This window comes from Geobacillus sp. CCR (genome assembly GCF_052906625.1).
The window spans coordinates 12623-37257 of the sequence record NZ_JBREBQ010000011.1 but is presented as its reverse complement, the minus strand read 5'-3'; the positions used below and the strand labels follow the sequence as shown (position 1 = coordinate 37257).

General features: G+C 54.2%; 24 protein-coding genes. 4 read left to right on the top strand and 20 right to left on the bottom strand.

Annotated elements, in window-relative coordinates; genetic code table 11:
- Positions 1–9 precede the first annotated feature (9 nt).
- Positions 10–219, top strand: a complete 210-nt coding sequence (locus tag ACVBDQ_RS07610; RefSeq protein ID WP_015375091.1) for a hypothetical protein — start codon at positions 10–12, stop codon at positions 217–219.
- A 164-nt stretch (positions 220–383) separates the two neighbouring features.
- On the top strand, positions 384–908 hold the full coding sequence (locus tag ACVBDQ_RS07605; protein WP_434410311.1) for a gamma carbonic anhydrase family protein: 525 nt from the start codon (positions 384–386) through the stop codon (positions 906–908).
- Positions 909–1047: 139 nt separating this feature from the next.
- Here the strand turns inward: ACVBDQ_RS07605 and ACVBDQ_RS07600 are convergent, their stop codons facing one another.
- From ACVBDQ_RS07600 to ilvD, 20 genes are all read right to left on the bottom strand, one after another.
- Complete coding sequence (locus tag ACVBDQ_RS07600; RefSeq protein ID WP_446663135.1) at positions 1048–2043, bottom strand: alpha-ketoacid dehydrogenase subunit beta; 996 nt, start codon at positions 2041–2043, stop codon at positions 1048–1050.
- Complete coding sequence (gene pdhA / locus ACVBDQ_RS07595) at positions 2040–3110, bottom strand: pyruvate dehydrogenase (acetyl-transferring) E1 component subunit alpha (RefSeq protein ID WP_446663134.1); 1071 nt, start codon at positions 3108–3110, stop codon at positions 2040–2042. The genes ACVBDQ_RS07600 and pdhA overlap by 4 nt, the downstream gene beginning before the upstream one ends.
- Before the next feature lie 39 nt (positions 3111–3149).
- Positions 3150–3944, bottom strand: coding sequence for an ABC transporter ATP-binding protein (locus tag ACVBDQ_RS07590; protein ID WP_020278618.1), 795 nt, complete (start codon positions 3942–3944; stop codon positions 3150–3152).
- On the bottom strand, positions 3919–4911 hold the full coding sequence (locus tag ACVBDQ_RS07585; protein ID WP_023633546.1) for an ABC transporter permease: 993 nt from the start codon (positions 4909–4911) through the stop codon (positions 3919–3921). The genes ACVBDQ_RS07590 and ACVBDQ_RS07585 overlap by 26 nt, the downstream gene beginning before the upstream one ends.
- 14 nt (positions 4912–4925) lie before the next feature.
- A complete protein-coding gene (locus ACVBDQ_RS07580) occupies positions 4926–5939 on the bottom strand; it encodes an ABC transporter substrate-binding protein (protein ID WP_014196076.1) in 1014 nt (337 codons plus the stop codon).
- Positions 5940–6057: 118 nt separating this feature from the next.
- The gene (locus tag ACVBDQ_RS07575; protein ID WP_446663133.1) at positions 6058–7200 is read right to left on the bottom strand and encodes a Leu/Phe/Val dehydrogenase; all 1143 of its coding nucleotides are present in this window, start codon (positions 7198–7200) and stop codon (positions 6058–6060) included.
- A 186-nt stretch (positions 7201–7386) separates the two neighbouring features.
- On the bottom strand, positions 7387–8337 hold the full coding sequence (locus tag ACVBDQ_RS07570) for an NAD(P)H-dependent flavin oxidoreductase (RefSeq protein WP_446663132.1): 951 nt from the start codon (positions 8335–8337) through the stop codon (positions 7387–7389).
- A gap of 297 nt (positions 8338–8634) precedes the next feature.
- Positions 8635–9492 (bottom strand): phenylacetic acid degradation operon negative regulatory protein PaaX, encoded by an 858-nt coding sequence (paaX, locus tag ACVBDQ_RS07565; protein ID WP_074043188.1) that lies wholly within the window; start codon positions 9490–9492, stop codon positions 8635–8637.
- A 263-nt stretch (positions 9493–9755) separates the two neighbouring features.
- Positions 9756–10967: an acetyl-CoA C-acyltransferase gene (locus ACVBDQ_RS07560; protein WP_011231521.1), complete on the bottom strand. Its 1212-nt coding sequence runs from the start codon at positions 10965–10967 to the stop codon at positions 9756–9758.
- A gap of 26 nt (positions 10968–10993) precedes the next feature.
- Positions 10994–11857: a 3-hydroxyacyl-CoA dehydrogenase gene (locus ACVBDQ_RS07555; protein WP_021321741.1), complete on the bottom strand. Its 864-nt coding sequence runs from the start codon at positions 11855–11857 to the stop codon at positions 10994–10996.
- 249 nt (positions 11858–12106) lie between these two features.
- Complete coding sequence (locus ACVBDQ_RS07550; protein ID WP_011231523.1) at positions 12107–13624, bottom strand: aldehyde dehydrogenase family protein; 1518 nt, start codon at positions 13622–13624, stop codon at positions 12107–12109.
- A gap of 17 nt (positions 13625–13641) precedes the next feature.
- Positions 13642–14415, bottom strand: a complete 774-nt coding sequence (locus tag ACVBDQ_RS07545; RefSeq protein WP_011231524.1) for an enoyl-CoA hydratase-related protein — start codon at positions 14413–14415, stop codon at positions 13642–13644.
- A 12-nt stretch (positions 14416–14427) separates the two neighbouring features.
- Positions 14428–15204 carry an enoyl-CoA hydratase/isomerase family protein gene (locus ACVBDQ_RS07540; protein ID WP_021321740.1) on the bottom strand — a complete coding sequence of 259 codons (777 nt, stop codon included), beginning with the start codon at positions 15202–15204 and terminating at the stop codon, positions 14428–14430.
- Positions 15197–15508 (bottom strand): EthD family reductase, encoded by a 312-nt coding sequence (locus ACVBDQ_RS07535; protein WP_011231526.1) that lies wholly within the window; start codon positions 15506–15508, stop codon positions 15197–15199. The genes ACVBDQ_RS07540 and ACVBDQ_RS07535 overlap by 8 nt, the downstream gene beginning before the upstream one ends.
- A gap of 24 nt (positions 15509–15532) precedes the next feature.
- Positions 15533–16009 (bottom strand): 1,2-phenylacetyl-CoA epoxidase subunit PaaD, encoded by a 477-nt coding sequence (gene paaD, locus ACVBDQ_RS07530; RefSeq protein WP_446663131.1) that lies wholly within the window; start codon positions 16007–16009, stop codon positions 15533–15535.
- 155 nt (positions 16010–16164) lie between these two features.
- Positions 16165–16998: a 1,2-phenylacetyl-CoA epoxidase subunit PaaC gene (gene paaC, locus ACVBDQ_RS07525; protein ID WP_011231528.1), complete on the bottom strand. Its 834-nt coding sequence runs from the start codon at positions 16996–16998 to the stop codon at positions 16165–16167.
- Positions 16974–17327, bottom strand: coding sequence for a 1,2-phenylacetyl-CoA epoxidase subunit PaaB (paaB, locus tag ACVBDQ_RS07520; RefSeq protein ID WP_011231529.1), 354 nt, complete (start codon positions 17325–17327; stop codon positions 16974–16976). Before paaB ends, paaC begins: the two co-directional genes overlap by 25 nt.
- 12 nt (positions 17328–17339) lie before the next feature.
- Entirely contained in the window at positions 17340–18308 is a 969-nt protein-coding gene (gene paaA / locus ACVBDQ_RS07515) for a 1,2-phenylacetyl-CoA epoxidase subunit PaaA (RefSeq protein WP_011231530.1), read from the bottom strand.
- 90 nt (positions 18309–18398) lie between these two features.
- On the bottom strand, positions 18399–19730 hold the full coding sequence (paaK, locus tag ACVBDQ_RS07510) for a phenylacetate--CoA ligase PaaK (RefSeq protein WP_011231531.1): 1332 nt from the start codon (positions 19728–19730) through the stop codon (positions 18399–18401).
- A gap of 287 nt (positions 19731–20017) precedes the next feature.
- Positions 20018–21697, bottom strand: coding sequence for a dihydroxy-acid dehydratase (ilvD, locus tag ACVBDQ_RS07505; RefSeq protein WP_021321738.1), 1680 nt, complete (start codon positions 21695–21697; stop codon positions 20018–20020).
- A gap of 520 nt (positions 21698–22217) precedes the next feature.
- On the opposite strand from ilvD, the gene proB reads away from it, so the two are divergent.
- Both proB and ACVBDQ_RS07495 read left to right on the top strand, forming a co-directional pair.
- Entirely contained in the window at positions 22218–23342 is a 1125-nt protein-coding gene (gene proB / locus ACVBDQ_RS07500; protein ID WP_011231534.1) for a glutamate 5-kinase, read from the top strand.
- Entirely contained in the window at positions 23339–24583 is a 1245-nt protein-coding gene (locus ACVBDQ_RS07495) for a glutamate-5-semialdehyde dehydrogenase (RefSeq protein ID WP_446663130.1), read from the top strand. Before proB ends, ACVBDQ_RS07495 begins: the two co-directional genes overlap by 4 nt.
- Positions 24584–24635 lie beyond the last annotated feature (52 nt).

The following is a 24635-nucleotide window of genomic DNA, read 5'->3' as shown; positions in this document are numbered from 1 at the left end:
CAGAGCTGAATGAAGTCAAAGCTGAAATGGCAAAAAGGAGTTGCCGCTGTTCATCAAGCCATTCAGGAAATCGATGTGATCGTCAAACGGCTTGAACAAAATCAAGAGCAACAAATGCAGCTATGGCTGCGCCAAGAACGGATCATCGATATGTTATGCCGCCGATCGATTGAACACGAAACGGCGATTGCAGATTTGCGCCTTGCCATCAAAGGATGACGACCGCCTCATTGCCGCTTTTGCTCGCCCCGTAAGGCATTGGTACATGAATGGATGGTTCTTGGCAGCGGAAAAGATATCGTGCATTCCGCTTATTTCCGTCCCCGTGCAAAATGTGTTATACTGATCATGACACAGTTCACCAAATGAAGGGGGATGTGGGGATGCTATACCCGTATAACGGAAAACGTCCGAATGTTCATGAAACCGCATTCATTGCCCCGGGAGCCTATTTGATCGGAGACGTCACCGTCGGTCCGGAATCGACGATTTGGTTCAACGCGGTCCTGCGCGGAGATGAAGGGCCGATTACAATCGGCGCCCGAACGAGCATTCAAGACAATACGACCTGCCATTTGTACGAAGGGTCGCCGCTTGTCGTTGAAGATGAGGTGACGGTCGGGCATAATGTGATCCTTCATGGCTGCACGATCCGCAAACGGTCGATCATCGGCATGGGGTCGACGATTTTGGATGGGGCCGAAATCGGTGAAGAATGCATCATCGGCGCCAACACGTTGATTCCGTCCGGCAAAAAGATTCCGCCCCGCTCGCTCGTTGTCGGCTCGCCTGGAAAAGTGGTGCGTGAACTGACGGACAAAGACCTTGCTCTCATCCAGCTGTCGATTGATACATACGTGCAAAAAGGAAAAGAGTATCGAAAACAGCTGGCCGATCATCGGGAGTAACATCAGCACCATCCCATCAACGAGATGGCTGCGCAAAAAACGATCGACGCGGCCGTCATACGGCTTATCGAAGAAAGAAAAAGAGCCAGCCGAAAAGGCATGGCTCTTTCTTTGCGCTTCCGATTCATGTCGGATGCAACTAGAAACGCATCACTTTTTCCATCGCGTGCAGCACGCGCGACGGCGTTGGCAAATAATCGTCTTCATAGGCGAAAAACGGAACCGGAACGTCAAATCCCGTCACCCGTTCGACTGGTGCATGTTGATAGAAAAACGATGTGTCATTGATGACGGCGAGAATGTCATTGGCTAACCCACCGGTCGCATGCGCTTCTTGGACAATGACGGCTCTTCCTGTCTTTTGCACCGACTCGGCAATCATATCTTTATCGAGCGGGTAAAGGGTGCGCAAGTCGATGACATCGGCATCAATCCCTTTTTTCGCCGCCTCTTCCGCCGCCTTCATGGCGACCGGCACCATAGCGCCCCAGGCGATGACGGTCACGTCGTCCCCTTCACGTAGTTTTTTCCCTTTGCCAATTTCAATCGTATATTTTCCTTCCGGAACGTCTTCGCGAAACGCACGATAACTGCGCATCGGTTCTAAGAAGAGAACAGGGTCCGGGTCTTCAATCGCGGCGATGAGCAACCCTTTGGCGTCATACGGCGACGCGGGACAGACGACTTTGATGCCTGGCATATGGGTAAACAGCGCTTCCGTGCTGTCCGAATGAATTTCCGGGGCCCGCACGCCCGCGCCGTACGGGGCGCGAATGACCAAGGGCACGGTAAAATGCCCTCTCGTCCGCGCACGCATGCGTGCCGCATGGGTCATGATTTGTTCATAGGCTGGATAGATAAAACCTAAAAACTGAATTTCTACGACAGGACGAAATCCACCAAGCGCCATTCCAATCGCTGCACCAGTAAATCCTGCCTCGCTTAACGGCGTGTCCATCACCCTCTCCTCGCCAAATTCCTCCAGCAATCCGTCCGTGGCGCGAAACACCCCGCCGTTTTTCCCGACGTCTTCTCCGAGCACGATGACATCTTCACGCTCTTTTAACATGATGCGAAGCGCGTCATTGACCGCTTGCACAAGGGTCAGCGATTTCGTCCCCACCTCGGTGATCATCTTGCCATCCCCCGCTTCCACTGAAGATACGCTTCTTTCTGCTCCGCAATCGTCCATGTCGGTTGGGCGAACACAAAGTCAAACATGTCAGATACATTCGCTTTTGGATAGCTCTCCATTTCCACAACCGCCTGCTCGATTTCGGCGTTCACTTCCTCTTGCACTTGATTCGCCCACTTTTCATCCCACCAGCCTTCCCGCTGCATCAACCGCTCGACCCGCTTAATCGGATCGGTTGTTTCGCGCCGTTTTTGGCTTTCCTCCTGGTCGCGATATCTGGACGGGTCATCGGACGTCGTATGGGCGCCATAACGCCATGTCACCGCTTCGATTAACGTCGGCCCCCCTCCGTTTCTCGCCCGCTCGAGCGCCTCAGTTGTTTTGAAATACACGGCAAACACGTCATTTCCATCGATGCGAAGGCCGGGAATATCGTACGCCAACGCTTTTTGCGCGATCGTTTTTGTCTTCATCTGACGGGTGATCGGAACAGAAATCGCATATTGGTTGTTTTGGTTGAAAAAGACGACAGGCGCGTTGAAAACGCTCGCGAAATTCAATCCCTCATGGAAATCTCCTTCTGATGTCGCCCCATCACCGAAGTACACAATCACCGCATTTTTCGTCCCCTTCCATTTTTCGGCGCACGCCGCCCCCGCTGCATGAGGGAGTTGCGTGGCAATCGGAACGCTCGGCGGAACGATTTTTTTTCCCTCAGGTGGAACACACCCTTCCGTCCGCCCTTTCCAGTATAAAAGCGTTTGCGTTAAGGAACGGCCGAATGTCATCATCGCCCCATGATCGCGATAGGTCGGAAACATCCAATCACCATCGTTGAGTGCAAGCGCGCTTCCGACTTGACACGCCTCTTGCCCTTCGTACGGCACATACGTCCCGATGCGCCCTTGCCGCTGCAGGCTGATACATTTTCGGTCAACCATTCTCGTGCGAATCAGATGGCGGTACATCGTCATCGTCAATTCTTTCGTGATTTGTTCACGATATTCAGGCTGCACAATCGTTCCTTCTTCATTCAATACTTGCACAATCGGAAAATCGAGTTCCATGCCATTCCTCCTCCCCATGGTATTTGAATGGCTGATCGATCAGCTCAATACCGCACGATCGCTTGCGAGCTGTTCCCCGCGAATGCGTTGGAATTCTGCGAGCAACTTTTCTACCGTTAAGCTTTTCTTTTCATTCTCATCCACTTCGAAAATGATCTGCCCTTTATCCATCATGATGAGGCGGTTTCCTAAATCGATGGCCTGCTGCATATTATGGGTGACCATCAAGGTCGTCAATCGATATCGCTCCACAATCTCTTTTGTTAAGTTGGTGATCAACTCCGCTCTGGCTGGATCGAGAGCCGCTGTATGTTCATCGAGCAGCAAAATGGCAGGTTCGGTGAAGGTCGCCATAAGCAAAGACAACGCCTGCCGCTCTCCGCCCGAGAGCAAGCCGACTTTCGCCTGAAGACGGTTTTCTAAACCGAGATGAAGGGTGGAGAGCAACTCGCGAAAATCATCGCGCCGTTTTTTCGTCACTCCGCGGCGGAGCGTGCGCTTTTGATTGCGTGTATACGCCATCGCCAAATTCTCCTCAATCGTCATGTTTGGCGCCGTTCCGGCCATCGGATCTTGAAACACCCTTCCGATATAGCGGGAGCGGACGTATTCCGGCATCATGGTGACATCTTGACCGTCAATCCAAATCGTCCCTTCATCAGGAAACAACACTCCTGAAATCAAATTCATCAAGGTTGATTTTCCTGCTCCGTTGCTGCCGATCACAGTGACAAAATCTCCTTTTCGAAGTGTTAAATGAATGTTTTGGAGCGCGATCTTTTCGTCAGGCGTTCCCTCATGAAACACTTTATAAATCCCTTTTAACTGCAACATCCGCCTCACCCTTTCCCGTTGCGGCAACGTCCATCACCTGCGCTCGATTCCATCTTTTTTCTTCTTTGCGTTTTTTCTCTTTTTGTTGACGAACCATTTGCGGAACAACGAGCGCCAAAATGACAATGCATGCCGTAATGAGCTTCACATCCCCTGTTTCGAGAAATTGGACGCGCAAAGCGAGACTCACAACAATGCGGTAAATGATCGCTCCACCGATCACGGCAAGCGTGGCTCGCGCGATCGTTTTCGTTCCAAATACCGCTTCGCCGATAATGACAGAAGCCAGACCGATAATGATCATGCCAATTCCCATCCCGACATCGGCAAACGCGCCGTACTGGGCAACAAGCGCCCCCGAGAACGCGACCATGGCATTGGAAAGGCCCAACCCTAAGACAATGAGCAAATTGGTGTTCGCCGACAGGCTGCGAATCATGCGCGGATTATCGCCCGTCGCCCGAATCGCAAGCCCAATTTCCGTCTGTAAAAACCAGTCTGTGAACCATTTAAACAAAAGAGCAAGCAACGTCATCGACAGGAGAATTCCCCATGTTTTCGCCGCGGCCGAGTCAAGTCCGATTTTCGTCCCCCATTCTTGAATGGTTGTAAAAACCGTCTTCTCATTCAAAAGCGGCACGTTCGAACGCCCCATGATGCGAAGATTGATCGAATAAAGCGCAATCATCATTAAAATGCCCGACAAAAGCGGATTGACCTTCCCTGCTGTATGAAGAAGCCCGGTCATACACCCGGCAGCGAATCCAACGAAAAGCGCCAGACACGTCGCCACAAACGGATTGATCCCGTTGACAATCAACGTCGCCGCCACAGCAGCTCCTGTCACAAAGCTGCCGTCCACGGTTAAATCAGGGAAATCCAACACACGAAACGACAAATACACTCCCAGCGCCATAATGGCGTAAATCAGTCCCGATTCCACTGCTCCCGTGATGGACGCCAGCAACAGCACTCATCCTTTCATTCGATGTATTCCGCCATTTGATCCCATTCAGGCTTCAGTTTGATTCCTTGTTTTTCCGCTGCTTGTTTATTGATCACCAATTTTAATTTTTTCGGATATTCTGGTTTGATCTCTGATGGTTTGGCTTCTCCTTTTAAAATGGCGACTGCCATTTGCCCCGCTTGATAGCCGATATCGTAGTAATCAAACCCATACGCCGCAAAACAGCCTCGTTTTAATGAATCGAGCTCTCCCGTAAAAACAGGGATTTTTTTCTCGTTGGCAACGCTGACAACCGATTCAATGGCAGATACAACGGTGTTGTCCGTCACGATGTAAAACACATCTGCCTTGCCAACTAACGACTCTGCCGCCTGTTTCACCTCGGCTGTGGTCGAAACGGAGGCTTCCACCAACTTCAAATCCGTATGTTTCGCCGCTTCCTTCACTTTTTCAATTTGCGCCAACGAGTTTTGTTCGCCCGCGTTATAAATAAGCCCAACGGTTTTCGCATCCGTTTGCTCATCGATGAATTGAATCGTTTTGCGAATCGCATCGGGATGGCTGTCCGTTGTTCCCGTGATGTTTTCCCCTGCCTTGTCCATCGATGGAACTAAACCGGCGCCGACCGGATCCGTCACGGATGTAAACACAATGGGAATGTCTTTCGTCGCATTGAGCGCACTTTGCGCGCTCGGAGTCGAGTTGGCAAAAATAAGGTCAACCCCATCCGATACAAAGTTATTGGCGATCGTTTGGCTGTTATTCATGTCGCCTTGGGCATTTTGGATATTGTACCGAACATTTTTCCCCTCTTTAAATCCCCCGTCTTCGAGCGCCTTTTTAAATCCATTGAAGGCAGCATCTAACGATGGATGTTGAATGATTTGGGTGACGCCAATCGTAAACGTTTTCTGCTTTCCATCTTCTTTCGCACCGTTCGTCGCGGCCTTCTCTTCTCCCCCACAGCCTGAGAGTGCCAAAACTCCGAAAACGACCGGTATCGCGAATCGTTTGATCGCTTGTTTCATGAATGATTCCTCCTCGCCTCTTTGATCGCTGCTTTCCAAAAGGATTTTTCTCTGAATTAAAAAATAAGGTATTATATTACGTATTTTCAGACATTTTTTCATATGGATAGACTCGGCATTAACGTCGAATATCCCACTTCGGCCGCTTTTGGTGCGTGAAAAAATGATTGCGGCGTTTGCGTTTCTCGAGCCGCTCTTCGCAAAATTGGTCGGCCGCCTCGACCGTCGTCATTCCTTCCGATTCGGCCCGCGCATAAATGGCTAGTAATGTATCGTAAATCGCTTTCGTTTTCGCCAACACCCGCTCTTTATTCGCTCCGTACAGTTCATCGGCCACTTGAATGAGCCCGCCGGCGTTGACGATATAATCGGGGGCATACACGATGCCTTTTTCTTTCAACATACGGGCGTGGCGTTTGTCAGCCAGCTGATTGTTCGCCGAACCGACGACCGCTTTCACTCGCAGCTCAGCGATCGTTTCATCGTTGATGACGCCGCCAAATGCGCACGGGATGAACACATCGGCTTCGACGCGATAAATATCCGTTCCGTTTACCGGCTTGACGGACGCTCCGATTTGTTTGCCATACGCCACGACCTCTTTGACTGCCGCTTCGTTCAAATCGCACACATACAGATCCGCCCCTTCTTCAAGCAAACGAAGCGCCACTTTTTTTCCGACTTTTCCGAGCCCTTGCACCGCATACGTTTTGCCATGCAAGTGCTTGCTGCCGAACACAACATCGTTCGTCGCCTGAATGCCGTAAACAACGCCCTCAGCGGTCGGCACGGATGAGTCGCCGCTTCCGCCATACGCTTCCGGAACGCCGACGATGCAATTTGTCTCTTTCAGCGCGTGCACGAAATCGTCCGGCGTCGTCCCCATATCGGTGCCCGTGTAAAACCGGCCGCCTAATGACTCCACGAACTGACCGAAAGCACGAAACAATTCCGGCGATTTGTCTTTGCGCGGGTCGCCGATGATCACCGCTTTGCCGCCGCCAAAATCGACATCAGCGGCCAAGCATTTATACGTCATCCCTTTCGACAGCCGAAGCGCATCGGCGAGCGCCTCTTCCGTCGTGGCATACGGATGCATCCGACAGCCGCCGAGCGCCGGCCCAAGAGCCGTGCTATGAATGGCGATGATCGCCCTTAGGCCGGTCGCTTCATCGAGACAAAACACCACCTGTTCATGTTCACGCATTTGGAAAAACAAATCCAATCTTTGTGACATGTTTGGCGATAGCATGACATTCATCGCTTCCCCTCTCCTTTGCTTCACCGCTTGAAAGCGTTTTCAAGTTAATATAACAAAAAATATTATTACGTTAAAATAACGTTATACTATTTTTATAGTAACGATGTTCGTTGTCAGTGTCAACCCTCTGCCAACCAATTTTTCATCGCCAAAAAAAGACGCCGTTTGACAGGCGTCTTCGTTCGATCAGCGAAATAGTGTGGATAATGATTGCCACTGCGTTTTGGCTTCCGTCATCATTTGTTCAAACAGCTCGGCCACCGTTGGCACGTCATCGATGAGGCCAGCGATTTGCCCCGCGTTGATAAATCCTTCATGGAAATCGCCGAGGAGGGCGCCGCGGCGATGACGATCCTCCGATGTATATTCTTGAAACTGCTCGATCGGCATGCCTTGCTGTTCATACTCCAGCAGCTTCTCGACATACGGCGTGCGCATGACGCGGCGGATGCGCCCGACCGAACGGCCGACAATGACCGTTTCATTTTCCTTTGCCTCGACAAGCCGTCGTTTATACGCTTCATGAAACGGAGCTTCCTTCGTTGCCACAAGCCTTGTGCCGAGCTGCACCCCTTGGGCGCCGAGAGCCAACGCGGCAAGCAAGCCGCGTCCATCGCCGATGCCGCCGGCAGCGATGACAGGAATGCGGACGGCGATGACGACTTGCGGAATGAGCGTCATCGTTGTCAACTCTAGCGGCGAGTTGATTCCCGCCGCCTCATACCCCTCAGCGACGACGAGATGCGCTCCAGCCGCTTCCGCTTTTTTCGCTTGGCTGACCGAGGCGACGACGACGATCACCTTGATGCCATGTTCCGCAAAACGTGGAATCCACGGCGCCGGATTGCCAGCTGAAAGCGAAACAACCGGCACTTGATGGCGGATGACAAGTTCGGCGATCTCCGCGGCGTGCGGCGTCACCTGCAATGGGATGTTCACAGCAAACGGACGGTTGGTGCGCCGCTTCGTTTCGATAATCAGCGCCTCCACCTCATCGGGCGTCATCGTTCCGGCTCCGATCGTTCCAAGCCCCCCTGCTTCCGATACGGCGCTCGCCAGCTCGGCGTTGCTGATGTTGCCCATCCCCCCTTGAATGATCGGATAACGAAGGTCGAGCAAACGACAAACATCATTCATTATATTCACACTCCGTAAAAAATACGTTATATATTATACATAATACCACATTTTTTAGAAGATGAGAATGATTTGAGTGTAACATAAATTTAGTGTTTCCTTCCCAATATAACCGGGCATTTTGTCATTTCGTGATCATTCAATACGACGCCCACAATGAAAAACGGGCAACGATAGGTGCACGGTCAAACCGACGATGTTCATTCGGCGGCAACTTTCCTCTGCCACAGTCCCATACCAAACGTTCCATGAACGTCAAACGGGATGCACAGCTGTCGTTGCGCCGTGCATCCCGGTTCATTCCACCGATATCTCTTCCTCTTCTTTTTTGTCAAGCTCTGCCCCTTCCTGAAACACCGCTTCAAAGAAACGGCTGGCCGGTGCTGCGAGCTGTTGGTAATAGTCGTTGAACAAGGCGGCGGCATGGCTTCCCATCCACTCATTCGGCAACAGCTCTTCCGGCAAGCCGGGGTCGATGAACAAAAATTTTCGGTATTCATGGACGAGCTTCGTCCGCTCGACAAAACATTCCGCGTCCGACATCTCGCCACGCTCGATTTTATGTTTGTCAATCACATATTTTTGACTGTAGACCGCAATAAACTGCTCGTATTTTTGGTTGATCTCTTCTAAATTCCAGCACTTTTCCACAAGCTGCTTATTCGTATGCGGTCCATCGTATTCGGCAAGAAAGAAGTCGACATACGGGCGGATGTCATACTTGTCGATCAAGTCGTATACTTGTTGCTCCAAATTATTCGGTGAAATCCAGCAGCTGTTGGAAATCGTGCCGAACCCGCTCCAAACAAGCTCCTTTCGCAGTTCATCGCGCAAATGCCGCTTATCCTCAGGAATCGTATAGATGAGAATGCGCCATTTCCCGTCCCAATGCTCGGGACGCGTTTTGTAAATGCGCCGAGCCGCTTCTTCCATCCGCTTGACGCCGCGCTCCGTGAGCGAATAGTAGCTTTTATTGCCGCGTTTTTCCGAACGAATCCAGCCTTGTTTGCTCATGCGCGACACCGCCGCCCGCACCGCCTGGTCGTTATGGCCGAACTCGCGGAGGAGGCGGATTAGGCTCCCGATCCAAATTTCACCGCCGTAATGGCGGATGTAGTCGCCGTAAATCGTAAAGATCATTGAGCGTGTGTTCATTGTGAATGGGCTCCCTTTATCTTGTTTTCGAAATATAATCGTAACAAACTTTTATCACGCTGGCAAGACGGACGAAAAAACAAAAGGAATAAAAAAGAGCCGCACCGCTAAAAAAGCAGGCGGCTCTCAACGGCATGCAAACATGCGGCCGCAGCTTCGGCAGCTTCATCAACTTAGGCAGACGTCATTCAACCAGACCGGCTGTATGACGGGCCGTCGTCTGAACATAACCATCCTTTCCGCCGAACGAAGACAAGGCGCTCTCACCGTTCGTCCGCGTTTTTCACAATCGTCGCGATTCCTTGGCCGACGCCGATGCACATCGTTGCCAAGCCATAGGTGACGCCGCGTTTTCGCATTTCGTAAATCAATGTCGTCAAAATGCGGGCGCCGCTCGCGCCAAGCGGATGGCCAAGGGCAATCGCTCCCCCGTTGACGTTCACTTTCGCCCGATCGAGCTCAAGCTGCCGGATGCATTCCAGCGCTTGCGAGGCAAACGCCTCGTTCAGCTCGACAAGTCCGATGTCGTCAAGCGACAACCCTGCGCGGCGCAACGCTTTGCGTGTCGCAAAAATCGGGCCTATCCCCATCACCGCCGGTTCGACGCCGGCGACAGCCGAAGTGACATAAACCGCCAGCGGCTTGAGGCCGAGTTCCTTCGCCTTCTCTGCGCTCATGACTAGCAGCGCCGCCGCCCCGTCGTTGACGCCGGAAGAGTTGCCGGCCGTCACCGTGCCGTTTTCAAACAATGGGGGCAGCTTCGCCAGTTTCTCAAGCGTCGTATCCGGACGCGGATGCTCGTCTTTATCGACGACAACGCGGTTGCCTTTTCGATCGTGATAAACGACCGGCACGAGTTCATCGGCAAACCGATTCGTTTCGATCGCTTGTTTCGCTTTCATTTGGCTTTCGTAAGCAAACTCATCTTGCGCCTCGCGCGTAATGCCGAATCGCTTCGCCACATTTTCCGCCGTTTGCGGCATGCTGTCGGTGCCATACATTTCGTGCATTTTCGGATTGATAAAGCGCCAACCGATCGTTGTGTCATACATCTCGATGTTGCCGCGCGGAAAATCGCTTGACGGTTTGGCCATGACAAACGGGGCGCGCGTCATGCTTTCCACGCCGCCGGCGATCATGATATCGGCCTCATTGGCCAAAATCGCCCGCGCCGCATAATTGACCGCATCAAGCCCTGAACCGCACAGCCGATTGACCGTCACCCCTGCGACCTCAATCGGCAGCCCGGCCAACAGCGCCGCCATGCGGGCGACGTTTCGGTTGTCCTCGCCGGCTTGGTTGGCGTTTCCAAAGACAACGTCATCAATTTGCTCGACCGGCACATTCGGATTTCGCTCGATGAGCGCTCGAATGACAACAGCCGCCAAATCATCCGGCCTGACTTCTTTTAGCGCGCCCTTGTAGCGGCCAATCGGTGTGCGCACCGCATCCACAATCACGACTTCTCTGCCCATGTTCTCTCCCTTCCTTTTCCAGCGAATCAGCTGTTTTCCCGATTCGTATAGTCATAGACGCCGCGGCCGGTTTTGCGGCCAAGCCGCCCCGCTTTGACGTATTGCTCCAAAAGCGGCGCCGGGCGGTATTTTTCTCCGAGTTTTTCGTGCAAATATTTTAAGTTGTTCAATCTCGTATCAAGCCCAACTAAATCAGCGAGCTCAAACGGCCCCATCGGGAAATTGAGGCCGAGCTTGATCGCCTTGTCGATCTCTTCGGGCGTCCCGACCCCTTCTTGCAGCATGTAAAACGCTTCATTGCCGACAAGGGCGCTGATCCGGCTCGTGACAAATCCAGGAAATTCATTGACAACCACTGTCTCTTTTCCCATTCGCTCGGCCGCTTCTTTGGCCACTTGCGCCGTTTCGTCGCTCGTCTCAAGGCCACGGATGATTTCCACAAGCTTCATTTTATGAACCGGATTGAAAAAATGCATGGCGATCACCCGCTCCGGCCGCTTCGTGAACGAACCGATTTCGGTCGGACTCATGGTGGATGTATTCGTCGCAAAATAGCACGACGCCGGTGCATGGGCGTCAATCGTCTCGAACACTTGCTTTTTCAATTCAAGCTTTTCCGGCACCGCCTCGATCACCAAATCGGCATCGCGCACAGCGGCCGCCAAATCAAGTGAATACGACAGGCGCGCCTCGGCTTCTTGCCGCTCGCTGTCGGTCAATTTCCCTCGAGCGACCGCTTGTTCAAAAATCGAAGCAATCTCCTTCTGGGCGCTCTCCAATTGTTCTTGCTTAATGTCCACTAAGGTCGTCTGGAACCCGCCGACAGCGCCGACATAAGCAATGCCTCTCCCCATCACGCCGCTGCCGACGACAACAAGGCGTTCGATCATCGTCTTCCCCCTCTCCTGCTTTCGCATATGACGGCTGATGCATCAAGCCGGCGTGCCTTTCGCCAAGCAGCGGACGCCGTCAAATGAATGGGCACCCCATCACGAGCGACGGGGTGCTCGGCAAACGAGCGGGCGTGTCTCTCCACGCTTGCCCTAACCGGCTCTTGCCTTCAAGGGCGGCAAACTGAACGTTGCTTCCAAGGACGCGACCCGCTCTCGTATAGTAGCAAACGCAAAACGGAGAAAATCTTAGACGCCAAACGGATTAAGCGGACGCGGACCGTAATACGACAGCACGCTTTTCGTTTCTGTGTACAAATCAAGCGCCTCGACAGACAGCTCACGCCCAAATCCGGACTGTTTGTAGCCGCCAAACGGCGTGCCTGGGAAAGCGGAGAATGGGCTGTTGACCATGACAATGCCGGAGCGCAGCTGTTTCGCTACGCGAACGGCGCGGCCATGATCTTTCGTCCAAATCGCGGCGGCCAGTCCATAGTCGCTGTCGTTCGCCAATTCAATGGCTTCGGCTTCATCGCGGAATTTCATCACGACGACAACCGGTCCGAAAATTTCTTCACGAACCGCTTTCATTTGATGGTTCACGTTCGTCAAAATCGTCGGCTCATACCAGTAACCGTTTTCAAACCCAGCGACAACCGCCTCTTTTCCCCCGGCGGCGACCGTCGCTCCGTCGGCGACAGCCGATTGCACGTATTCGTCAATCACTTCCAGCTGCCCGCGGCTGATGATCGCCCCAACATGCGTGCCGGCATCAAACGGGTCGCCGAGTTTCAGCTGCTTCGTTTTGGCCACGAACGCTTCCATAAACGCGTCATAGATGCTTTCATGCACATACAAGCGGGAACGCGCCTCGCACGATTGGCCGCTGTTGTAGAAAATGCCGAACAATGAGCCGGCGACAGCGGCTTCTAAATCAGCGTCCGCAAACACAAGGCTTGGCGATTTGCCCCCCAGCTCGAGCGTCACCCGTTTTAATGTTTTCGACGCCTTCTCCATAATTTCCTTCCCCACCGGCGTCGATCCGGTAAACGCCACTTTGTCGACGAGCGGATGTTCGACCAAATAGTCCCCAACTTCCGCTCCGGCGCCCGTCACCACATTGACGACCCCTTCCGGCACGCCGGCCTCATGGCAAATTTCCGCCAGCACAAGGCAGGTGAGCGGCGTCAGCGACGCCGGTTTAACGACGACCGAGCATCCAGCGGCAATGGCAGGCGCGATTTTCCAAGCCGCCATCATGAGCGGATAGTTCCAAGGAATGATTTGGGCGCACACACCGACAGGCTCTTTTTCTGTATAGTTGTGAAACGCGCCCGGCATCGGGTTGACCGCCCCGCGGTGCCCAATGATCGCCCCGGCGAAAAATTCAAAGTCTTCAATCGCCTGCATCACTTGCCCTTGAGCAGCCGACAACGCTTTGCCGGTATTCAAAATTTCCAATTCCACCAATTCATTAAAACGTTCGCGCATGATGGCCGCAATTTGGTACAAGATGCGCGCCCGTTTTTGCACCGGAAAATGACGCCATTTCCCACGGTCAAACGCTTGCCTTGCCGCCTGCACCGCCCGTTCGGCATCCTCGCGCGTCCCTTTGGCGACGCGGGCGACCGGTTCGCCAGTGGCCGGATTGGTCACCACAAATGTTTCGCCCGAGGCGCTTTCGACCCGCTCCCCGTTCACAATCAAATGATAGAAATCACGTTTGGTCGGCATCGGTTCCATTTTCTTTTGTTTGACAGTCGCCATCGTTTTTTCCCCCTTGCTTAGTTTCCTTGGAATAGTGGTTTTCGTTTTTCAAAGAACGCCTTGACGCCTTCGCGGTGGTCGGATGTCAATCCCGCAATGCGCTGGCATTCCGCTTCCCGTTCGAGGTAGCGGTCAAACGTCGTTTCCTCGCTTTCGCGAAGCAGCCGTTTGATGAGTCCAATCGCCTTCGTTGGCATGGCAGAGAGCCGCTCGGCAAACTGCTTTACTTCCTCCTCCCAATCAGAGAGAGGAATCACCTTTGTCGCCAGTCCGAGCGCAGCTGCTTCCTCGGCGGTCACTTTTTCCCCGAGCACCGCAAGCTCAAGCGCCTTCGCCCTCCCGACAAGACGCGGCAAATAGTAGAGATGGCCCGCGTCCGGCACAAGACCGACGTGAATAAACGCGGGAGCGAAACTCGCCTTTTCCGAGAGAAGCCGGAAATCACACGCCAGCGCCAAGCTCATGCCCGCGCCGGCCGCCGCCCCGTTCACCGCTGCGACAACCGGTTTTTCAAGATGATGAAGCGCTTTCATCATCGGCGCGTATCGGGAGCGCAACACGTCGCCATGGTCCATTTCTTCCGTCACGCCGCTCAAATCTTCCCCCGCACAAAACGCCCGGCCGGCGCCTGTGATCACCACGCAGCGGACGTTTGGATCCGCCCCTGCTTGTTTTAGCGCCTTTGTCACTTCCGCATTCATCTGCTCCGTAAACGCATTGAGCTGATCAGGGCGGTTGAGCGTCAGCCAGGCGACTTGTCCCTTCACTTCATAACGGATCGTTTCGTACATCGAACGCCCCCCTTATTTTCCTTGGAAGCGCGGCTTTCGTTTTTCGAGGAATGCCGCCATTCCTTCTTTTTGGTCTTCCGAGGCGAACAATAGGTAAAAGTTTTTCCGCTCAAATTGCATGCCTTCATACAGCGGATAGTCGACCGCTTTCTGCACCGCCTCTTTGATCAGCCGGAGAGCCAAAGGCGGCTGTTCAGCGAGACGCCCGGCCAGCCTCATCGTTTCTTCCATTAAAAGCTCCGGGCTGACGACGCGGTTGACAATCCCCAGCTGCTCGGCTTCTTTCGCCGACATACTCGCCCCAGTCCAAAGCCACTCGAGCGCCCGCTTCGGACCGATGAGCTTTGTCAGCCGCTGCGTGCCTCCCGCACCTGGCATGACGCCAAGGTTCACTTCTGGAAAGCCAAATTCGGCCGCCGACGACGCGACAATCAAGTCGCACGAAAGCGCCAGCTCAAAACCTCCCCCTAGCGCCAACCCGTTCACAGCGGCGATCATCGGCGTTTTCACGATGGACAGGCGATCCCAATCGGCAAACTGGTTCAGCCACTCAAGACGAATGGGGTCATCTTTTGCCATCTCTTGAATATCCGCCCCAGCCGCAAACGCCCGTCCACGCCCGGTCAACACAATGACACGCACCTTCTCATTCCGATCAAACGCTTCCACTGCCGCAACGATTTCCGCCACCATTTGACGGCTCAGCGCATTCAATACATCAGGACGGGCGAGCTCGATGATGCCGACCGCTCCCTCTTGACGCGCCGCAATGGAAACAAACTCACTCATGTTCCACTTCCTCACCGACCATAAAGGTGACGAGGTCGCCGGCAAATGACATGACATCTTTTGCCGATGCCTTCGCTTCTTTCGTTTTCATCGCCTCTTGAAACGCCTCTTGACTATCGTAATACATTTCACACAACAAATAATACTCGCTTTCCGTCCCCATCGGCGTCCCCGTAATTTTCGTCACCTTGATTTTTCGGAGGCCAGGAATTTTTTCCGTCAACGGCACATGCGTCCCATAATAATGGGCGTCAAACTGCTCCTTATCTTTCGGCTGTTTGTACAAGGCGATCATTTTAAACATCACGAACGTCCCCTTTCCCTTTTCTTATCCTGAAATTAATACGGGCTTCATCGCCTCAAACGGATTTTTGCATTGTTTGCAGTAGAAAATGCTGCGGCAGGCGGTCGGGCCAAACAAATTTTCCATGACGGTCCGCTCCGCCCCGCAATATGGACACGCCACTTGCCATGCCCCTGACGGCATTTGCCGCGGCGGCGGAGCGATGCCAAACTGCTTCAGCCGCTCCCGTCCGGCTTCGCTGATCCGGTCGGACGTCCACGCCGGATGGCGGAGAAACTCAACCGTCACCGCCGAGGCCCCTGCTTGCTTCACCGCTTCCTCAACCCGCGTGCGGATGATATCAAGCGCCGGACACCCGAGAAACGTCGGCAGCAGACAGACCGAGACCGCTCCATCCCGAACGTCAACCTGTTCCACCATCCCAAGATCGACAATGCTAATCGAATGAATTTCTGGGTCTTTCACCGTTTCTAACGCTTTCCAAACCTCTTCATTTGTCATGGTTCTCCCTCACATTTTCCAACCCGCTGCCGTTTTCCCGCTTGGGCTGCCTAGTGCCGCCAATGCTGCGCCGTTTTGCTCCTTCAACAAACACTTCGCCGTCACAAAGAGGCGTCATGCCCAACGCCGCACGTTGGCCAACAGCGGCGCGGACATTACCATATCGCATGCGGGACGGCGCGGTATACTTCTGACAACGTCGCCAGCGCTTCGTCCAAATCCGGCGTATGTTCGCCGTTGCGGCCGTTGCCATGTTTCATGCCAAACGGCATCGGCCAATCAAGCCCCACTTCGGCAAACGCCGGCGCCAGCGCGGCAATCGTGTTTTCCGTCAGCACCTTTTCCTCATCAATCAGCCCCCACCGCACCATTTCCGTTCCTTTCGCCCCGAGCGTCAATACGCCGGCAAAATCAGCGGCCACATCCTGAATGGCTTTGGTCATTCGCGTCCGCGCTTCCAAAGGGGCATTCGTCAGCTGGACAAACCACGTATGCCAATGAAGCAAATGGTAGTGCAGCTCCACTTGAATTTTCGCTGCCACTTCCGCGAGCGGGGCATAGCTGCTTTTGGTGAGCGACTCGAGACGGACGCGCTTCGCCTGCGTATAAAAATATTGGCGAACAACGGTAAACGCCCAATCATAGCGAGGCTCACGCAAATAATGCCCCGGGCCGTTCGCCCGTTCGAGCAAAACCGCATTGCGCCGGGCCGAAGCCGGACGTGCGTGCGCCAGTTCGTCGGCTGATCCACAGCCAAGATCTTCAAGCAGCTGATAATACATGGCCGCATGCCCCATCGTATCTTGGCTGATGGAAGAAAACGCAATATCCTCCTCGATATGCGGCGCCAACCCAAGCCATTCCGAGCCGCGGTAGGCAAGCAAAAAATCATCATCCGCGAGCTGAAACAATAGCTCGACAAGCGCCTCTTGACCGTCTGGATGGAAGTGAATCGGTTTTTCGCTCATCGCCGAATCTCGCCTTTCCATGACAAAATTTCCTTCTCATCAAGCACGTTTTGCTCATATTTGCGCCATCGTTTCTTTAAATCCCCATATCCTCGCGTCAACCGGTAATCTTTGTTGTCAAGCCGCTTGAGCGCTGCTTTTTCCTCCTCACTCATTCGCCGGATATAGTCCCGCTTCACGACCCAAAGGTCCGCGACCGGCTCGCGGCGCATAAAGTTTTCCTGCGCCATCACGAGCGCGATCTCCTCATTGGGGGCAAGCAGACTGAATTGATGCTGCATCGGCGCATCCGGCGCTTTGCGGCTGAACACTTCAAACACTTGATAAAATCCTTGTTCTTTCCCCGCCATGGCCATCCCTCCTCATCCGGCCGTCCGTACGGCGCTGAGCGCCTCCCGCACCCACGCGTTCTGCTTATACGCCGTCCGCCGAAGCTCAAGCCGCTCCTGCGACTTCGGCCCGTTGTTGCGGATGATTTCTTTAAACCGCTCCCAATCCGGCTGCCGGTAAATCCATTGACCCTTCTCTTTGTCAAAATGCATTGTCTCATCAGGAATCTTCAGTCCGAGCGCCCAAATGCGCGGCACATATTTCGTAAAGAAGTCTTGGCGCAGTTGTTCATTCGTTTTCGTGCGGATGCGGTATTTGATCGTGATGTCTTGCTTCGAAGTTCCCGTCGTATCGGCCGTCGGCGGGCCAAAAAACATGAGCAACGCCTCCCACCAACGGTTGAGCGCCTCTTGCAGCATCTCTTTCTGCTCCTTCGTCCCTTCGGCAAGCGCCAAAATGATGGACTCGCCGTGCTGGGCGTGAAACACTTCCTCGGCGCAAATGCGCTTCAGCGCCCGCGCGTACGGTCCGTATGAGGCATCCAGCATGTTCGTCTGCGTCATAATCGCCGCTCCGTCGACGAGCCAGCCGATCAACCCGGCGTCCGCCCATGTTGGCGCTGGCATATGAAACACGTTATGAAACTTCAACCGTTCGTTCAATAAATCTTCGATAATATCTTCCCGCGTTTTGCCGAGCGGGGCCATCAAATCTTCCGCCACCCGAAGCAGCAGCTGGCCGTGCCCCATCTCATCCTGCACTTTCGCCATGATGCCAAGCTTGCGGCGCAGCGACGGCGCTTTCGGCACCCATTCTTTTTCCGGAAGCGCTCCCATAATTTCACTCACCGCATGCATCGCAATGAGCTTGATCAGCGTCACCCGATACTCATCCGGCATCCAGTCATCGGCTTCGATTTTTTCCCCCGCCTCGATGCGCTGCATAAATCGTTCGTATTTCTCCTCATCTGACAGGCGGGTGAACGTCATCATAGCCGCCATCCCCCATCCACCTCTCGTTTAAAATATATAACGTTTGTTTAACGTTATTATATTTTAATGTCATATATTTTGCAATCGTTTTTTTCTCTATCAGATGGATTGCGGCTCTTCAAGATGGCGGCGGTCAACGATGCGAACCGCTTTCCCTTCCGAGCGCGGGAGCGTTTTCGGCGAATGGAGACGGACGTCAATCGAAATGAGACAGTGCGTTTTCAACAATGACTGAATGCGCCGGGCAAGCAGAGCGGCCTGCTCGCTTTGCAAATCTCCGCCGACCTCGCTGTAAAAACGATCGGTCACTTCCGCATGCAGCTCGAGCGCTTCCAAATGGCCGTGGCGGAGACGATGCAGCTGATAGTGCGGAGCCAGTTCCGAGACGCGAAGCAGATGGTGCTCAATTTCCGACGGGAACACATTGACGCCGCGGATGATGATCATATCATCAACCCGCCCCTTGACCCGCGACATGCGCGCCGTCGTCCGCCCGCAAGCACAACGCTCTCTCGTCACGGAAGCGATATCGCCTGTCCGGTAGCGGATGACCGGGAACGCCTCTTTCGTCAAGCTCGTAAAAACAAGCTCTCCTTCTTCCCCTTCCGCCACCGGCTCGAGCGTTTTCGGGTCGATCACTTCGACAAGGAAATGGTCCTCGGCGATATGGAGGCCGTTTTGCGCTTCATGGCACTCCATCGCCACCCCCGGGCCGATCACTTCACTCAGTCCGTAAATATCACATGCCTTCATATCAAACGTCTCTTCAAGCGTGCGCCGCATTTCCTCGGACCACGGTTCCGCACCGAAGATGCCGTATTTCAGCGATGTTTGCCGCGGATCTTTGCCCAGTTCTTTCATCCGCTCGGCAATGTTCAATACATAGGACGGTGTGGCGCAAATGACGGTCGGCTGAAAGTCTTCAATGATCATCACTTGCCGGTCGGTGTTGCCTCCGGATACCGGCACCGTCACCGCCCCAAGCCGCTCGCTGCCATAATGCAGCCCGAGCCCGCCGGTAAACAGCCCGTATCCATAGGCGTTGTGAATCACATCCCCCGGTTTCCCGCCAGCGATGACAATCGCCCGCGCCACAATGTCGGCCCAATGGTCAATGTCCTGTTTCGTGTAAGCGACCACCGTCGGTTTGCCGCTTGTGCCGCTTGATGCGTGTACACGGACGCATTGGGAAAGATCGACCGCGAGCAAACCAAACGGATAATGGTCCCGCAAATCCCGCTTTGTCGTAAACGGGAGTTTGCGTACATCCTCAAGCGTGCGAATATCCTCCGGCTTCACTCCCTTTTCATCAAACCGTTGCCGGTAAAACGGCACCCGCTCATACACACGCTCCGCCGTCGCCCGCAGTCTCACAAGCTGGATCGCCTCCAGTTCGCTGCGTGCGGCCGTCTCAATGTCATGCAAAATCATCGTTTCCGCCCCCTCTTTTAAAGCGCTTTCATAAAAATGGAAAATACAAAACTATATAACGTTATACAAACGTTATATAGTTTTATCATGATATCTAATTTTAAAATAGGCTAAATATTTGAAAATGTCAACATATTTTCAGACCAACAAAGCTGTAAAAAAAGGAGGCGATGGACGCTCCTTTCCAAAATAAATGAAAGAGGCGGAAAAACCGCCTCTTTTGATCCTGATCGTCTAATGGCGTCCCTCGCGCGCTTGGAAGGGGACAACGCTCTTACAGAAATCCGCTAAATCTTCATAATCCCCCCCGTGCTCGCCGATGTGACGTGTTTCGAGTAGCGGGCGAGATACCCGGTTTTCACTTTTGGTTCAAAGCCTTTCCAGTTCGCTTTCCGGCGTTCGAGCTCTTCATCGGACAGCTTGACGTTGATCGTTCGTTTCACCGTATCGATCTCGATGATATCGCCGTCTTGGATGAAAGCGATCGGTCCGCCTTCCGCCGCTTCCGGTGAAACGTGGCCGACGGACAAGCCGCGCGAGGCGCCGGAGAAGCGGCCGTCGGTGACAAGCGCTACCTTCGTACCGAGCCCCATGCCGACGATTTGCGACGTTGGCGCAAGCATTTCCGGCATCCCTGGGCCGCCTTTTGGTCCTTCGTAGCGGATGACGACGACATGACCCGGCTTGATTTTGCCGCTGGCGATGCCTTCAAGCGCCTCTTCCTGCGAATCAAACACGATCGCCGGACCTTCATGGCGCGTGATGCCGCCTTGGACCGCGCCGGTTTTGATGACGGCGCCGTCCGGCGCTAAGTTGCCGAACAAAATGGCGAGCCCGCCCGTTTCCGAATACGGGTTGTCAATCGGGCGGATGACATCGTAGTTTTTCACTTGGCAGCCGGCGATGTTTTCACCGAGTGTTTTGCCGGTGACAGTCAGCGTATCTAAATGAAGCGTGCCTTCTTTTTTCGCCAGCTCGTTCAACACCGCCGAGACGCCGCCGGCTTCGTGCAAGTCTTCAATATAATGGACATCCGATGCCGGAGCGAGCTTCGCTAAATGCGGCACGCGTGACGCCACTTCGTTAATCCGCTCGAGCGAATAGTCAATGCCGGCTTCGTTGGCGATCGCAAGCGTATGCAGTACCGTATTCGTCGAGCCGCCAAGCGCCATATCGAGCGCGAACGCGTTGTCGATCGCTTTTTCCGTTACGATGTCGCGCGGTTTGATGTCATGTTCGATCAAATACATCAGCTGCTTTGCCGATTGGCGGACAAGCTCTTTGCGCGCTGGGTCAACCGCCAAAATGGTGCCGTTGCCCGGCAAAGCGAGCCCGAGCGCTTCAGCGAGACAGTTCATGGAGTTGGCCGTAAACATGCCCGAACACGATCCGCACGTCGGACAGCCGTAGCGTTCGAGTTCTTCGAGCCCTTTCTCATCGAGCGTTCCGCCTAAATACGCCCCGACCCCTTCAAACACGGACGAGAGCGAAATTTTCCGCCCGTCTTTCGTCACACCAGCTTTCATCGGCCCGCCGCTGACAAAAATCGTCGGGATGTTGAGCCGCATCGCCGCCATCATCATCCCTGGCGTAATTTTGTCGCAGTTCGGAATGCATACCATGCCGTCAAACCAATGCGCCGAGATGACCGTTTCGATCGAATCAGCGATGATTTCCCGGCTCGGAAGCGAATAGCGCATCCCGATATGCCCCATGGCGATGCCGTCATCAACGCCGATCGTGTTCATTTCAAACGGCACGCCGCCTGCCTCGCGAATCGCTTCTTTCACGATTCTCCCAAACTCTTGCAAGTGAACGTGCCCCGGAATAATGTCGATGTACGAATTGACAACCGCGATGAACGGTTTGTCAAAATCCTCATCTTTCACCCCGGCCGCCCGCAGCAAACTCCGGTGCGGGGCGCGGTCAAATCCTTTTTTGATCATGTCGCTGCGCCGCTTTTTCATATTCTGGTCCCTCCATCGTGCAGATTGCTAGGTTGCTAGTATTGTACCACTTTTTCTAATAAAAAGACAATTATCTTTATTCTGAATGCGTTTTCATGATCTACTCTGCGAAAATGAGTCAGAAAAATCAGCCGCTCCTCTTGACAACCGGAGCATTTGGCGTCATAATTTCTTACAAATTATAAATCGCAAGTCTATCCTTGACAATGAAACAACGAGAACGGCACGGGATTAGTAAACCGAGGGAACGCGCCAGAGAGTGGAACCCACAGGCTGGAAGGTTCCTCGCGGGAAGCCGGTTGAACCTGCCCTAGACGGCCGCTTATGCAAACATAAGCCGCACGCCTGCGTTACAGGCCAGAGGTGGGCGCTTTGTGCGCCAAAAAAGGTGGTACCGCGGAACGCTTTTCCGTCCTTTTGCAAAAAAGGAGGAAAAGCGTTTTTTATTGGCCGGCCGCTTCGCAGAGCGGCTAGGCGATCCAACTCATGCCATTCAACACGCAAAGGAGGGAGGAACGCGATGAAACGGCAGCGCGTGGTGGTCAAAATCGGCAGCAGCTCGCTCACCGATCCGAAAGGCGGCCTTTGCCATGACAAACTGTTCGATCACGTTGAGGCGATCGCTTATCTCAAACAGCTCGGCCATGACGTCATTCTCATCACGTCCGGCGCTGTCGCCGCTGGTTTCGGACCTTTAGGCTACCCGGCGCGCCCGACGACAATCGCTGGGAAACAGGCAGCCGCAGCCGTCGGGCAAAGTTTGCTCATGCAGGCGTACAGCTCGGCGTTCGCCCAATTCGGCTTTACGGCCGCTCAGCTGTTGTTGACGCGCAGCGACTTTTACAGCCGCGAGCGGTTCCGCAACTTGTTTGCCACAATCACCACACTGCTTGAGAACGGCGCCGTGCCGATCATTAATGAAAACGACTCCGTTTCCATTGAAGAATTGACATTTGGCGACAATGACATGCTTTCGGCGCTTGTCGCCGGCTTTTTGCACGCTGATGCGCTCATTTTGCTTACGGACATTAACGGGTTGTATGACGCCAATCCGAAAACGAATCCGCAGGCGAAAAAATACGCCTTTTTGCCGGAAATCACCGATGAGATGATCGAAGCCGCCGGCGGCATCGGTTCAGCCGTCGGCACCGGCGGGATGCGCTCGAAGCTTCTCGCGGCTCGAAAAGCACTTTCGTTTGGCGTCAGCGTGTTCATCGGCACGGGAAGCGGCCGAGAAAAACTGGCTGATATTTTAGCTGGAAAAGGAGACGGCACGTACATCGGCGTTCCGTTTCCGAAACAAATGCAAATGCGCAAACAATGGATTGCCTATCATGCTCCTGTCGCCGGCATGATCACGGTCGACAGCGGGGCTGAAGAAGCGTTGCTTATGCGTGGGAAAAGTTTGCTCCCTGCTGGCGTAACAGCGGTTTCCGGCGACTTCCATGCGATGGATGTCGTGGATGTCGTCAATGAAAAAGGGATCACGATCGGACGCGGCCAAGTGTATTACGCCGCCGCCGATTTGAAAAAAGTGAAAGGGCGGCCGAGCGAAGAGGCCCGGCAATACTCTTACCTTCACCGCCCGGAAGTCATCCACCGCGACAATTGGGTCACGTTGCGAAAGGAGAGTGTATCGAAATGAGCGAACTGCTCGAAAAAGCCGAACGGTTGAAAACCGCCTCACAAACGCTCGCCATGCTGTCAGCGGAGGAAAAAAATGAGGCGTTGGAACAGATCGCCCAAACCCTTGACCGCGAACGCGCCTTCATTTTGCAAGAAAACGAGAAAGATATGGCCCAAGGCCGCGAACAAGGGCTGTCGCCGGCTTTGCTTGACCGGCTCCAACTCACCAATGAACGCCTGGACCAAATCATCGACGGCGTCCGCCAAGTCGCCTCGCTGCCTGACCCGGTCGGAGAAATCATCGCAGAGTGGACGCGGCCGAACGGGCTCCGCATCCAAACGGTGCGCGTGCCGCTTGGGGTCATTGGCATGGTGTACGAAGCGCGCCCGAACGTGACGGTCGATGCGGCGAGCCTTTGCTTGAAAACGGGCAACGCGGTTTTGCTTCGCGGCAGCACATCAGCGCTTCATTCGAACAAAGCGCTCGTTCGCGTCATGAAAGAGGCGCTCCGCACGACGACCGTTCCGGAAACGGCGATTGAACTGCTCGAAGACACGAGCCGGGAAACGGCGCAGCGTATGTTCCGTCTCAACAACTACTTGGATGTGCTCATCCCGCGCGGCGGAGCCGGGCTCATCCGCTCGGTCGTCGAAAACGCCACCGTGCCGGTGCTTGAGACCAGCGTCGGCAACTGTCATATTTTCATCGACGAATCAGCCGAGCGGCAAATGGCCATCGAGATCGTCCTAAACGCCAAACTGCAGCGCCCATCCGTCTGCAATGCCGTCGAAACGGTGCTCATCCATGAGCGTTGGCCATATGCCGCCGACTTGCTTGAGACGCTTCACGCCCGCGGCGTCGAATTGCGCGGCGACCAACGTCTTGCCTCCGCCTATCCGTTTATCAGCGAGGCAACAGAAGATGACTGGTATACGGAATATTTGGCGCCGATTTTAGCGGTCAAACTGGTCGCCGATGTCGACGAGGCGATTGGCCACATCCGCCGCTACGGGACGAAGCACTCGGAAGCGATCATCACGGAAAACGAGGTGAACGTCCGCCGCTTTTTCCAGGCGGTTGATGCGGCGGTCTTGTACCATAACGCCTCCACCCGCTTCACGGACGGCGAACAGTTCGGCTACGGAGCGGAAATCGGCATCAGCACGCAAAAGCTGCACGCCCGCGGGCCGATGGGGCTTGTCGCCATCACGACGACAAAATCGCTCGTGTACGGGACGGGGCAAATTCGAACCGTGTAACCAAGGGCGGGAAGCGGGACCCCCGCCCCTGCGCTCCCGTCCTTTTGACGCA